This window comes from Shewanella hanedai (genome assembly GCF_007197645.1).
GTDB classification, from domain to species: domain Bacteria; phylum Pseudomonadota; class Gammaproteobacteria; order Enterobacterales; family Shewanellaceae; genus Shewanella; species Shewanella hanedai.
On the sequence record NZ_VKGK01000018.1, the window covers coordinates 14,362 to 28,162 of the forward strand.

The 13,801-nt window shown below is 41.2% G+C and carries 13 protein-coding genes; 8 read left to right on the top strand and 5 right to left on the bottom strand.

Going from position 1 to position 13,801, the window contains the following annotated elements; genetic code table 11:
* The first annotated feature begins 14 nt into the window (after window positions 1-14).
* Genes FN961_RS14720 through FN961_RS14730 form a run of 3 tightly spaced genes read left to right on the top strand, consistent with a single transcriptional unit; the run spans window position 15 to window position 4,408 of the window.
* Window positions 15-3,647, top strand: coding sequence for a pilus assembly protein (locus tag FN961_RS14720; protein WP_144040939.1), 3,633 nt, complete (start codon window positions 15-17; stop codon window positions 3,645-3,647).
* A 25-nt stretch (window positions 3,648-3,672) separates the two neighbouring features.
* A complete protein-coding gene (locus FN961_RS14725; protein ID WP_144040940.1) occupies window positions 3,673-3,978 on the top strand; it encodes a TapY2 family type IVa secretion system protein in 306 nt (101 codons plus the stop codon).
* 43 nt (window positions 3,979-4,021) lie between these two features.
* Window positions 4,022-4,408: an MmcQ/YjbR family DNA-binding protein gene (locus FN961_RS14730; RefSeq protein WP_144041040.1), complete on the top strand. Its 387-nt coding sequence runs from the start codon at window positions 4,022-4,024 to the stop codon at window positions 4,406-4,408.
* Window positions 4,409-4,474: 66 nt separating this feature from the next.
* On the opposite strand, the gene FN961_RS14735 is transcribed toward FN961_RS14730, so the two are convergent.
* From FN961_RS14735 to FN961_RS14745, 3 genes are read right to left on the bottom strand one after another with little or no spacing between them, the layout of a single operon-like run.
* Window positions 4,475-5,209, bottom strand: coding sequence for an SDR family NAD(P)-dependent oxidoreductase (locus FN961_RS14735; RefSeq protein ID WP_144040941.1), 735 nt, complete (start codon window positions 5,207-5,209; stop codon window positions 4,475-4,477).
* Window positions 5,172-5,597, bottom strand: a complete 426-nt coding sequence (locus tag FN961_RS14740; protein ID WP_144040942.1) for a thiol-disulfide oxidoreductase DCC family protein — start codon at window positions 5,595-5,597, stop codon at window positions 5,172-5,174. Before FN961_RS14740 ends, FN961_RS14735 begins: the two co-directional genes overlap by 38 nt.
* Window positions 5,598-5,625: 28 nt before the next feature.
* A complete protein-coding gene (locus FN961_RS14745) occupies window positions 5,626-6,051 on the bottom strand; it encodes a DUF3429 domain-containing protein (protein WP_144040943.1) in 426 nt (141 codons plus the stop codon).
* Between the two features lie 207 nt (window positions 6,052-6,258).
* On the opposite strand from FN961_RS14745, the gene FN961_RS14750 reads away from it, so the two are divergent.
* A complete protein-coding gene (locus FN961_RS14750) occupies window positions 6,259-6,507 on the top strand; it encodes a DUF3081 family protein (protein ID WP_185972798.1) in 249 nt (82 codons plus the stop codon).
* Window positions 6,508-6,518: 11 nt separating this feature from the next.
* Window positions 6,519-6,734, top strand: a complete 216-nt coding sequence (locus tag FN961_RS14755; protein WP_144040945.1) for a TIGR02450 family Trp-rich protein — start codon at window positions 6,519-6,521, stop codon at window positions 6,732-6,734.
* Window positions 6,735-6,766: 32 nt separating this feature from the next.
* Here FN961_RS14755 and FN961_RS14760 read toward each other — a convergent pair whose 3' ends face one another.
* Window positions 6,767-7,867, bottom strand: coding sequence for a metallophosphoesterase (locus tag FN961_RS14760; RefSeq protein ID WP_144040946.1), 1,101 nt, complete (start codon window positions 7,865-7,867; stop codon window positions 6,767-6,769).
* 418 nt (window positions 7,868-8,285) lie between these two features.
* On the opposite strand from FN961_RS14760, the gene FN961_RS14765 reads away from it, so the two are divergent.
* Window positions 8,286-9,239, top strand: coding sequence for an MBL fold metallo-hydrolase (locus FN961_RS14765; RefSeq protein WP_144040947.1), 954 nt, complete (start codon window positions 8,286-8,288; stop codon window positions 9,237-9,239).
* Between the two features lie 1,422 nt (window positions 9,240-10,661).
* Entirely contained in the window at window positions 10,662-11,657 is a 996-nt protein-coding gene (locus FN961_RS14775) for an MBL fold metallo-hydrolase (RefSeq protein ID WP_244950670.1), read from the top strand.
* Between the two features lie 373 nt (window positions 11,658-12,030).
* On the opposite strand, the gene FN961_RS14780 is transcribed toward FN961_RS14775, so the two are convergent.
* On the bottom strand, window positions 12,031-12,954 hold the full coding sequence (locus FN961_RS14780; protein ID WP_144040950.1) for a LysR family transcriptional regulator: 924 nt from the start codon (window positions 12,952-12,954) through the stop codon (window positions 12,031-12,033).
* A gap of 115 nt (window positions 12,955-13,069) precedes the next feature.
* Between FN961_RS14780 and FN961_RS14785 the strand changes: the two genes are divergently transcribed.
* The gene (locus FN961_RS14785) at window positions 13,070-13,711 is read left to right on the top strand and encodes a LysE family translocator (RefSeq protein WP_144040951.1); all 642 of its coding nucleotides are present in this window, start codon (window positions 13,070-13,072) and stop codon (window positions 13,709-13,711) included.
* Window positions 13,712-13,801 lie beyond the last annotated feature (90 nt).

Below are 13,801 nucleotides of genomic sequence, written 5' to 3' on the forward strand. Positions count from 1 at the left end.
AAGAAAATACTACCATGAGCATTTTGACTTCTAAATTGGCTGCTATTAGTGGCCGGGCTTTTAACGGATTAGCCGTTAAAGTTCGATTGGTACCTTGTCCTCGCCTATGTAAACTTGCAGATGTATTTTTGGCGTCACTAACCGCTTTGATTATTTTCCCATTCTCTTTATTGGCTGATGATACTGAACTTTATGTTTATGAAGCATCAGCACGTAGCGGTGCTCGACCGCAAATGCTTATTATTTTTGATAATTCCGGCAGCATGAGAACAACCGTTGTTGGTGCTGATAGGCCATATTCTTCAAATGACGGCGGCATCAGTGGTGGTCAATTAGGTCGACAGAATAACCTTTATTTCACCCGAGGTGCGACAGCTGCGGAAGATCAGCCTAATCCATCTGATTCAACAGAAAAACGTCACTTTTCCGGTGTGATTAACAGTTGTGAAAGCTCTTGGAATTCACTTCACCAATATGGTTTCTATACCGGATATTTCAGAGGTTACTCATTTACTGGTTCTGAAGGAACATGGAAAGAGCTAGATGATACAGGCACTAATGATGTGATCGCTGTTGATTGTTTTGAAGATATAGAAGATGAAAAGTGGACCAATGCAACAGGTGTGCGAAGTGGTTTGCCTGTTGATAGTCGGGGGGCTGAATCGAATCTGAAGCACTACACCTTTGCAGATGCAAGTTCGAATGAAAATGTGAAAGAACGAGCGAGGGAACGAGCTGAACTGACAGGATTTGGTACTGGTCGAGCCTTGACTATTTACACTCAGGATTACCTTACTTGGCAACATGGTACAAAAGTTAAAGTGAATATGAGCCGCTTAGATATTGCTAAGAATGCGATTAAGAGCATTATTTTAACGACGCCGAGTGTGGATTTTGGTTTAGCGGTATTTAATGTCAATGCATGGAATGAATTTGAACGTGACGGAGGAAGAGTTATAGCGGGGTTAAAGGAGAATACTTCTACTGTTAAAGCCGGATTGATTAATTCGATCGATGGGATCAGTGCCAGTACCAACACCCCTTTATGTGAAACTTTATACGAAGCCTACCGATATTTTTCAGGAAGTACTGTGGACTTTGCGGATAACGACAGTGACCTCTCTAGTGCAGGCTATTACGTCAACTCTCAACCTCAAGTCGACTCCACTGTATCCAGTGGTGGAACATACAGGTCACCATTCAAGAAGTGCCAGAATAACGCAAGTGTCGTGATCATTACCGATGGAGTGCCTACTGTCGATGCTGCCGCTAACCTATTTATTGAAAACCTAACGGGTGGTGTTGATAAATATAGTGACCATCATGGTGGAAATATTAGTTACCTAAGTGCGATGTCCAGCTGGATGAATAAACATGATCTTAATTCCAGCGAACCTGGCGATCAAACGGTCAGCACTTATACGATCGGTTTTAGTGAAGGGGCCGCAAGTGCTGAGGATCTGCTAGAGCTCACTGCAAATGTGGGTGGTGGGAGTTATTTCGATGCCAGCAATGCCAACTTATTACAGGGTTCATTACAGCAAGTGGTGAGTGAAGCATTAGATACCAACTCGAGTTTTACCTCTCCGGCGGTCGCGAGCAACAACTTCAATAGAACTCAATCGTTTGAATATGCCTATTACTCAATATTTTTGCCAAATGAAGGCCCTACCTGGCTGGGGAATCTAAAAAAATACAGGGTGACGGGGAAGGGAGTCGTTGTTGATAAAAATGGTAATGCTGCGATCGGTCATGATGGCAATATCAAATCGAACGCATGCTCTTTTTGGACGCCTGATGTCATTTGTAATGCCGGTGGTGATGGTAATGATGTTGAAAAAGGAGGTGTTCTATCTGCAATGACATCGGCTTCATCAAGAACCATCTACAGTAATTTAAGCTCAGGTTTGACTGAATTAACCCTATCTAATGCAACAATTACAGCTGGAGGCACCAGTAGTTTAGTTGATTACTTAGGCGTTGAAGAAAGTGAGCTTGGCGCTTTGCTTGGTTGGGCGAAAGGATTAGATGTTGATAATAATAAGGACCAAGCAACCATTACTAATCCCAGCACAAATTGGCGTACCGATATTATGGGCGATGCACTTCACTCTAAACCATTAGCACTAAACTTTGGCACAGAGTCGAGTCCAGATGTACGCATTGTACTGGGCACCAACCATGGTTTTTTACACATGTTTGAAGATAAAAGCAGCAATAATAGTGTCACTGAAAACTGGGCATTTATTCCCTATGAACTGTTGCCTAACCTAAAAACACTCAGAGCGAATGTGCCGACAGGCGTTCACTCCATATACGGTGTTGATGGAACCCCAGTTGCTTACACTAAAAGTAATAGCTCAGGTATTGAGAAAGCGTGGTTATTCTTCGGCATGCGTCGAGGAGGCAGTAGCTATTACGCTATTGATATCACCGATCCTGATTCACCGAGTTTAATGTGGAAAATCAATTCAAGTTCGCCTGGTATGTCTGAATTAGGCCAATCTTGGTCAACCCCCGTGGTGACAAATATTCCCGGTCGAGGTGATGACAGTCCTGTGCTTATTATTGGGGCTGGATACTCACCAACGGGTAAAGACGGTGCCAGTGTTGGGATCGATGATATTAAAGGCCGTGGTGTATTTATTCTCGATGCCGAAACAGGGGCTTTAGTTCACCAATTTGGCTCTGCAAGTTCCGGTGGTACGCAGTTACCAGGGATCTCAGACAGTATTCCAAGTGGTGTCGCGATTTTGGATTCAAATGCCGATGGTGCTACCGATCGCATCTATGCTACCGATACAGGGGGCAATGTATGGCGTATGGACATGTCATCGACGGATAGCAGTAAATGGTCTGGGTTTAAATTCGCCAGCCTCGGTGGCGGAGTTCTATCTTCTGATAGACGTTTTTATTCCGGACCTGCGGTGGCACAAACGGTGATCACCAATATCACTGAGGTGACTCAGGAGCATAATGGAACAACAACCACAACCAAGAGCAAATTAAACATTCCTTATGATGCTGTTGTTGTTGGTAGTGGCCACCGAGCCGTGCCTTCGGATTTGTCACGCTCGGATATGTTTTTTACGCTGCAAGATAGGAATGTTTTAACGCGATCTTTTAAAGGAACAAGCGTTACGATTCCAGAGCCCTTAACGTTGGCGAATCTCTATGATGTCACCTCTGCTGCGCCTTCTGAGTCAAATGAATCTGAACAGGTCAATTTTAGCAAGAAGCGAGGCTGGTATTACCGATTCTCCCGAACAGGTGAGAAGAACTTATCGCCAGCAACAATCGTGAACGGACGCGTGTTCTTTACCACCTTTGTGCCACCTGGTGACAACTCTAACAGTGAGCAGTGTATCAGTGCTGGAGCTGGGTTTTTATATAACTTTAATCTGCATAAAGGCGCACGAACTTATGAGTATGTTAGAACTGGGGATTTTGTACCGGATACTCCTCAGCTCATTGTTCCACCACCTGAGACCAATAATCAGGGGAAAACTGAGCCAGCTAATATGTATCTCATCGGCATAGGTGCTGCTCTGCCTGGGAACCCGCCAGCAGGTTGTGATCCTAATGATTTGAGATGTGTTGGCGGTGGACTAAATACCAATAGAATTTATTACTATACATCCGATTAGTACGCGTAATATCGAGAGAGTTAAGATGAGAAATGTATTTTTTGCTGTTAGTTTATCGATTCTATTTCTTTCTTTCGGCGCTTCAGCTGAGAAGAGAGAGGATTTTAAGTGCTATGTAGAAACGAACCAGGGAGACAAGGTTGTGAGATTTTCTTGGCTGCCGAGTAAAACAAAGCTCTATATGGCTAAGTTTGTCGGTCAGCGCTTATCTAAGGCTGGGGAAGGGAGTCCGCTTCCTTTGTATATAAAAACCATGGTTGAGTGCGTTAAATCAGAGCAAACATTTGAGAAGGCAGAGGCGCAAGCGATGGAGAAGATGACACTAAGTTAAACTTTTTTCTACTCTAACAAACTGAATGGTGCAAGTTGTAATTATGGATGTTGAAGCTGCAAAACATTATTTGTTATCTAAACCTTTAACTGCATTGGACTTTCCTTTTGGCAAAGAGGTGTCCGTGTTTAAGGTAAAGGGGAAAATGTTCGCCACTTTATCTTTAGGGAAAATGGGTAAAAACCAAGATGAGACAAGTCAAGATTGGTGGATGAACCTCAAATGCGATCCGGATGAAGCGGCGATATTGCGCGATATATTTCCTTCAGTGATCCCTGGTTATCACATGAATAAAGCGTTGTGGAATACCGTTATCCTTGATGGCACAATTCCACAAGGTGAGATTGAGCGCATGATAGATAACTCATTTCAGCTGGTGGTGAATAAGATGACCAAAAAAGATCAGGCATCGATATTGATTCATCTATAAATACGCTTGGCTGGTTTGTTCAATTTATTTAAATTCAAATTGTTAGGTGTTGCATTAAACTGCAGCTCACCAGTTTATCGCCTCCCCCTGCCAATCAAGATAACTTAACTCGCCGTCGATCACAGACTCTTCAACAATCTGCAATAATTGCTGCGCAACAAAATCACTGGTAAAAAGTTTGTTTGCAGGTACGTTTTTTTGAAATGGCTTGGAAAGTGGTGTATCTGTGGTGCCTGGATGAAAGGCAATAATTTTAATGTTTTTGGCTCGTCGTGCTAATTCGATGGTCGCTGTTCTGAGCATCATGTTGAGCGCTGCTTTCGATGCTCGATAGCTATACCAGCCTCCCAGATGATTATCACTAATACTGCCGACTCGAGCGCTAAAAACAACGATTTTGCAAGGGGTAGGGCTAGTCAGATAGGGTGTTAATTTTTGCAGCCAAAGCATGGGGGTTAATGCGTTTATTGTCATCACCTCTTGAAATGACTCTGCATTGAAGTCTTCTAATCGTTTTTCAGGTTGAATGTGTTGATCATGCAGTACGCCGTGGCAAATATAAACTTGAGTAATCGGTGCTTGGTGACATTGCGATAATTGATTTATCGCCATCTCAATCGATTGGAGTTGGTAATTTTCAACTAATATTTTGTTGATATCCTCATCAACCCTATCTGTATAGGCACTCAAATCTCGGCTTATGAGAATCAAGCCTGTGTTATTCGTGCTTTCCATGCGCTTCGCAATGGCGATAGCAATACCGCTATTTGCGCCGATGATCAGTGTCTGTTGAGTTATCATAACAAGTCCCCGAATTGCAGTGCTTGGTTTTTATGCCAAAAAATTTGGCGATAAAAGCTGAAATTTGATGCCGGTATTTAGCTAACCCTAAATAAAGCCAATGGCTTAATGTTTTGATAATGGGCCAGTTTAATGGTGCGACCCAAAAACCTTTGCCCACTAGCGTCCAGGCTCGGTGGGTGACTGCGAGTCCTAGTAATTGTTTTCCCTCATAAGTGCCGTGCAATATTGCCATCGCTTTGGCAAATTCTATTTCAGGATAACGGATCTTAAAATCTTGTTGATGCAAGTCGACCAAGGTAATTAGGTTGTCTTTATCGAACAGTTTTAAGTGCTCCATTTCCGTTAAGCACAGCGGGCATTTAGCATCATAAAATATCGTTAACATGACTCGTATATCCAAAAGTTAGCAGCCATTAATTCGACCATACAATAAACGCCGTGATGTGCAGTAAAACCACTGTGAGCGTTAGCCGAAAGCGCATTGTTATATATTCAGGATTTAATTCATCTTGTAGTACAAATCTCACTTCATATAAAAAGTGCAGTAAATAGCTTGTTGTCAGAATGGCTAAAGCTACATAGGGATTAATCAGCAAGGATACAAAGGCGATTAAACTGAAAAGATTACTAATGATTTGCTGTTTACTCTTTAGCTTATCATTCTGTCGAGACCCGTTAACTTGCCATATCGTGCCAGCAATAAAGCTGAGTATCACCGCACTGTAAGCAATAAAGGCTTGTTTGGGATCGATTCCCCAAAACATCTCATGGCCACTTAAATATAGGCACAGGACAAACGGAATTAGCCCCATATAACCGAGTGTTTTCCAAGTTTTCATGAGCGCTCCTAATGTCAATGAATAGCCTCTATTGGGGGAACTTGCTAAAGGCTTTGCCATGCATCCGGATTGGCAGCTTCCCCTGGGCACAGAAATCTATACGTGGGTGAGTGACATTTAGATCAAAGCAATGAAAGAAGTGATCGTTCATCGGCAAAAGCGCGTATGTTTAACAGAGACGATTGGTATGACATAGGGGGTGTTAAATTGAAAAACAATTTAGATATAAAGCGCAGTTTATTAATTTTTAACAAAATTATAAGCAAAGGTGAGTGTGACAATGGGCGCTGTATTTTAGAAGGAATGACAGCTTGGTATGATTTTGACGGGTATACCTGCTACCTAGGCTTCAATGAAGTGACCTTAACCTTACTCTTTCATGGCAAGTATCATATCGACTCACCATCAAAGGACTCATTAGCCGCATTTGAAAAAAAATTATCACAATTTAACTAGAGTAACGTCAATTGAATAGAGTTAACCCGAAATCATTACTTCACAGTAAGTGGACCAAGGTTCAAATTGAAAACAAAGAGAAACACTTTGTGATTATTCAAGTTGAACAGGATGAGAACCATAAAGTGGTGGAGTGCATTATCCAGGCGATTATGAATCAAAAAGAGTATTCGATTAACTGGAGAGATCTTAAAAACGTGGCATTTTGGCGCCAAGGCTGGCAGTAAGACAAGGTTGACTCATCTTACTGCTGTTTTGATTATAGTACGACACGTTCGCCATTATATAATCCACGTATTAAGGCATTGTCCTGTATCAAGAGTATTTCACCAGAGTTGCCATTTTTAATGCTGGAATCGACTGCGAGCACTTTGTTGTTAAACAGTCCCAATACTTGCTCCTGGGAGGTGTGCCCTACAACCACACGACTCACCTCAAAGTAGTTCAGTATTTTATCGAGTTCAGTCTCGTCAAAATCTGGCTTGAAATAGCCTCTAAACCAAGTGGGGCCATTGCTCAGAAAGAGAAAATTAAGTAGAGGATCTTGTTTCAACTCTTCTTTTGATTTGTCGATATTGGCGCGATATAAAGTGTTAGCTTTATCGAGCGTCAGCTCACGTTCAATCCATTCACCACTGATCCCGCCATGGAGAAATAAAGAGTCATTGATTTTCACTACGGTGTTTTTACTGCGAAGCCATTGACCTATCTCACTGCTGTTGTCATACAGCTCATCATAGGGGCGATTTAGCAGCTTTTCCGCCACTTGATAACGCTCGTTGACATAACGTAAGTCACCGCGCATCACCATCTGTTCATGATTGCCCATCAACAGGTGCAATTTACCGCCAGCTTCACTGGCTTGTTTATCTAGTTTGTACATAAACCACAGCACTTCATTGATTTGATGGCCACGGTCAAACATATCACCCGTCATGACCATATGGCCGTCACCGAAAGCCCAATCACTGTGTTGGTCGATGATTTTTTGATTCTTTAACAGTTGAATCAACACATCGTACTGACCATGAACATCACTTAATGCCACAATCTTTTTTATACCACTATAGCTATCAGGATGAATGATTTTGGCATCAATACTGAGTGTTGGCTCTGGCAGCTCACCGCAATTAAGTGGACGTTTGAGTTGATTGTTTATCACTGAGGTCGAGAGCAATTTATCATCACAGATCCAATAGGCATCTTGTTCACTTTGCTGGTTTTGCTCAGCGACTCCTTTATAGAACAAATAGGGGCCGTCATAGGGAGATGCTGTATTGCCAAAGATGGTATTTGAATCTTGGACTGATGCGAATACTAAAAGTAAACTAATCAAGCTTAATGTTATTATTTTTTTCAATGTCTTGGCTCGTCGTTATGTTTATTATTGATGCCAGCTAAAATGCTTTTCTGTTATCCCTCATTAAAGGTGATGTCACTGCGAGAAGTGATGATTGCTCGCAAGTTCCCTCCCTTGTAGAAGTGCCATTTAGCTTCCGTGCTGTTATTTTCTATTGGACAGAATACTAGCATTTTCTGCAATCTGGCTTCTAGGCGAAAGCCGTTGATAGATATAGAAACGATGTAAAAACGAGGTAGAGTTAACGGCTTATTTTCATTTAACTAGGCTGTTTGTACTGTCGTGGAGGTACAAGCTGACACTGAAGGTTCTAACTTAAATAAGCGGCTTTACTTAACTATTGACTCTGTTTCGCGTACTTTATGGACAAGTTAAATATGGATAATTGCTCGTTAATTTAGATGATTAAGGATGATATATGAATAAATTCGCATTAGTGCTGCTGTTGTTAGTTGGCCTGATTAGTCAGTTTAATAAGGTTAGCGCCAAGGAGTTTACTCAGGTCTCGTCACTGAAAGTCACCACTTTATCGACCATGCTTGCCAGTAGCGGTATTGGCGAATGGGGTTACTCTGCCCTTATCGAGGTTGATGGTCATAAAATTCTGTTTGATACAGGTAACCGCCCCGAAACAGTGTTGCAAAATGCGCGGGAGTTAGGCATTGATCTGTCTGATGTCGAAGATGTGATCTTAAGTCATAACCATGGCGATCATACCGGTGGTCTCATATCGCTGACTAAGGCACTGCGTAAACAAAATCCCAACGCATTGAGTCGAATTCATGTAGGTAAAGGAATATTCAGTCAGCGAGCTAATAGCAGTAATTCTATTTTGAAAACGCGAGATGAACTCATGGCATTGGGCAGTGAATTTATTGTCTATGAACAGCCTACTGAGGTTTTCCCTGGCGTTTGGTTAACAGGCAAAGTGCCGAGAGTTCACCCTGAGAAAAACTGGGGAGGCAAAGGGAAAATAGTTACTGAAAAGGGATTAATCGAAGACAATATTCCTGAAGACCTTTCTCTCGTCATAGATAGCATTGATGGTTTTGTACTGATTTCGGGCTGTGGTCATGCGGGGATTATCAATACGATGGAACATATTACAGCACATATCCACCCTGGGAAAATTACTACTGCCATTGGTGGCTTTCATTTGGTGTTTGCATCTGATGAACACTTAGCGTGGACGGCAACTAAGCTGCAATCTTTCGGACTGAATAAGATGATAGGCGCTCATTGTACTGGTATCGATGCACTGTATACCTTACGTGGATTACTAAACTCTGACAGACAGCACATGGTGGTGGGGTCCGTCGGCGATGAGTTCTCTTTAAAAGAGGGAATAAAGGCGGGTTATATTGCCCATTAGCCGGGTGCGGTGTTTTTCCAAGGTTGTTGACACTCTTTGTTTACTTACCTTGAAATGAAGGTTGGTTACATTTTCTGATTTGGTATTAAGCTGAGTATTTGGAATCCTTATCTGTATTGTTATCTATCACTTGCAGTGGGCGTATGTGCAAATACTTCAGCGAATCGCCGTGAATCCATCCGTGGAGGCTCAACGATGGCCTCCATGCCATCAACGTTCGCTGCCGCATCTACACTTGGTCATTTTTCTCTTCGATTTGGCTTGTGATGTTGTACTTTGTTTTTGCACTTCTCCGTGTTCTCTGTGTCCTCCGTGGTGAAAGCTTGTTAGCCTTTGAATGAAGATTGATTACATTTTCTTGTATAGCTTTCTATTGGTTTGATATTTGGTGGTGTATTTGAAGGTCGTACCTTCATTACCATCTATTGCCTGCCGCAGGCTTATGTGCAAATCATCTCTCGGTATGCTGGCTCTTGATTTTATAAGGGTCATCCCTGGGCGCTCTACGATTTCCAATAACTTCCCTGTTAAACGGCCAGTTCGGTATCCTTACCTCTCGCTCAAAGAGTTTCACAGGGTGAAACTTCGCCCTGAAACCGAAACTCGCAGCTGTATCTACACCCGTTTATTTATCTTTTCGATTTGGCTTTATTGCTAACCTTCGTAACACATTTCTGCCCCAAAATTAGTTAGCGAAGAAGTTTGTTTACATCCTATTTATCAACTTTTGCAATAACTAAGCTAATGTGAAGTGCAACAAACAAGACCTGCACCCTAATTATCATGTGCCGGAGCCAAGTGACTTTTCTTCCTCCGTGAACATTGCACTTTATGCAATAATGGAGGTTCTTTGTTTCACTCAGGCAGAGACACTAGGATTGAGCTCTTTCTATGTTACAACTCATTGTTGAGACACTGGTTTGCTGTTAGTCTTGAGTGATTAAAGTACTGGCGACCTGTTCTTATTAAGACCGTTCTTATTCGGAATTCAGGCTAATATACTGTTATGTGTACAAGGAGTTTTCATGGGTAGCATACATAATTACTATTTAGTTGGGTTCATACTCTTATCTGCAATTTTAAATGCATTCATAGAAAATGAGAGTATCGGTATAAAGTTACTTTGCTTACTTTTATTATTCACGACTTTCGTTTTTGCTTCTCTATTTCATTCTTTAAGGGTTAAAGTTGCAAAAGAGAAAACAGAAAATATCGAGTGAAGTACACATAAGAAGCTGTTAAATAAGGACAAAATAAAGTTGGCTGTGTTTCGTACCTCAACAATTATAGCCAACAATATTTTGCCCATTAACGAGGGCGTTAATTTTAGGGGAAATGATGAGCAACATAAAATTTTGTATCGGTATAACTCTTGTATTAGTTATATTAGTTGCATGCTCATCAAACTCGTCAGAATACTCGATGAAAATATCATCTGATAATAAGCACCAACATCATACGGATAAGGGATATCAGAACCACCCATTTGTAGAAACTGCCGCACCTAAAGGTTTTTTTTTCTATATGCGAAGAGCATGGGGGTCGTTGTTTGTTCCTGATGTTCCTGATGGGCATGAATTAACTGAGTTAGAGTCTATTCAGCTTTTAAACTCAATTTCCAGCGATCGCGTTACCTGGTTAGGGCATGCAAGCTTTTTGATTACAACCTCTGAAATGACAATTCTGACCGATCCCTTTTTGTCAAAACGCGCGAGCCCTGTTTCATGGGCTGGCCCAAAAAGAATTGTTAATTTACCAATACCTATCAATAAATTACCTGCTATTGATATAGTGATTGTTTCACATAATCATTATGACCACTTAGATGATAAAACGGTTAGGGAATTAAAAAACAAACATGAAATTCATGTGGTTGTTCCTTTAGGGCTCAAGTCCTTTTTTACCGACCGAGGGTATAGCAAGGTGACAGAGTTAGATTGGGGGCAATCAGTCAGTGTTGAAGGAATAAAGATTTCAGCGGAACCTTCAGTTCATGATTCTGCACGAAGCACCTCAGATCATAATAAAACGCTATGGGCTTCTTGGGTTATTGAAAGCTTCCAAAAACGAATTCTTTATATTGGCGATACAGGTTACTCAGACACTATATTCAATTATATTGGTGGTAAATATGACTCCTTTGACTTTGCTATTTTGCCTATAGGTGCATATGAACCAAGAGAGTTATTGTGGATGTCTCATGTCACTCCGGAGGAAGCTGTCTCGATAGGATCAGATGTTCGCGCCAAGATACTTATTTCTTCTCACTGGGGGACAATTAGCAGTTTGTCGGATGAGCCCATGTTTGAACCACCGGTAAGATTTAAGAAGGCTGGACGTGATGGTGGGTTTTCCGACGAAGATCTTTGGATAATGAAAGTAGGTGAAACTAGATCTATCGCATCAACGCAAAACTAACAAGAGACTATGGAGTCAATCGCTAAATTTAAGACTTTGGCGCTTCCCATACTTATTCACCAGAATGCTATCTTTTAGCATCGACTTTAAGATCATTACCACCTTTTTTGAATCTTCTATCTGCAATCAATCACTAATAAGTCTTATTTAAAACAGGGTTAGATTGTATTACTGAGATCATTCCCGCTTGCGTTAAATAAGAAGTAAAACAGCCTGACTTGATGGTGTCGATCTTAGATTCCTAAAGCAGTGTTTGATAACTCGAAGTTAAATCGAAGATGTGACACTCAGGTGTGAACGCGGCCGTGAGCTTCGAGGACATGGCCGTTTAGTGACATCTATGTTGTGAATGATAAATTTTGAATTAACACACTTAATTCGAATTGATGACAAGTAAATTCTGTTTCATAAAATCAATAAAAACGCGGTTTTTATTTGGCATGTATTTACTTTGCACATATTGCAAACAAATATCACCGTGGTAATTACCCTGTAACTGCCAATCTTCTAATAGCGGAATGAGTGTTCCCGCTGCAATACCCTGTTGTGCGATATAATCCGGTAAACCTCCAACACCAAACCCCTGTTCAATGGCATCACAACGCATTTCACTGTGATTGATCAAGTACGCTCCAGTTACATGTACAGTCGCTTGTTGATTTTTATTGCTAAATCGCCAGCGGTTGTCGGTCGGGTTTTCACCTAAACAAAGGCATGGTAGATATTTTAAATCATCGGGGTGTGTTGGCAAATCATGGTTGGCGAGGAAATCAGGGCTTGCACATAATACCTGTTCAACGCGACCAATTTTAACGTTGACCAATGCTTCAATGGGATTGTCATTAATATGAATCAAAAAATCGACACCATCATTAATGGGATCTAAAACACGGTCAGTCACTTTTAAATGCAACTGAATATCTGGATAGCATTTTAAAAATTCAACAAAGAGTGGTCGTAATACTCTACTTGCTAAGGATTTTGGCGCTGCTACTCTCAATAATCCACTCACCGTCGATGTTGTTGAAGTGCTGGCATTAACCGCTTGTTCTGCAGACTCAACCATCTGTTTACAATAATCAAAGGTGATTTTCCCTGACTCTGTTAACGCCAGTTGTCGCGTCGTACGCTGTAATAGTTTGATGCCTAAGGAATCTTCTAAGCGGCTAATTTGGCGGCTCACCGCAGAGGGGGTTACCCCCAATTTTCTGGCTGCTTTACTAAAGTTTCCCTGCTCAACCACCGTGACCAAAATTGCCATGTCGGGCAACAAATGGATTAATTTATTTGTGTTCAAGAGGCACAAGTCCTTTTACAGATGGGAGTATTGTTTTAAATCACTCATAAATTAACATGGCTGCAGCGTAATAAACACATTGCTGTAAGCATATTTTAAATAATGAGAGGTAAATATGGAGCTATTAATAAATACTTATATGGCAGAAATTATGGCGGTAAGTACCATTGCTGTTTTTATGGCGGTGCTACCCGGGGCTGATTTTGTGATGGTAACCCGTACGAGTATTTACAATGGCCGTTTAGCAGGTTTCTATACTAGTTTAGGTATGTGTTTATCTGTTTGTATTCATGCTAGTTATTCAATTGCGGGATTAGCCGTCGTGATTGCAAAGTCGGCATGGTTATTCAACTTAATTAAATACTTAGGAGCTACTTACCTTATTTATATTGCATGGCAGTTGTTAACAACACGCGCGCTTTTAAATACAGAACAAAACAATCAAACGGTTCAGATTTCCCCCTTCGCAGCGATACGTTTAGGTTTTACCTGCAATATATTGAATCCTAAAACATCTATTTTTTTCTTAAGTATTTTTACGCAAATGGTTTCACTCGATACTCCACTAATAATGCAGGTAGGTTATGGCTTGATCATTATGTTGGCACATTTTATTTGGTACATCGGAGTCGTTTTACTGTTATCACACCCAAATATACTGCCTCGATTCAATCGGCATAAACAGAAAGTTGATCAAGTGGCAGGATTTGTATTGATGCTTATTGCGATAAAACTCATCTTAGTTAATTCTATTTAAGTATGATTAGCTTTCCCCGATGAGTGGTGATAGTGACATTTGTAAAACCCCATTGGTAAAAATAAAAAGCCACCCTAAAGAGGGTGGCTA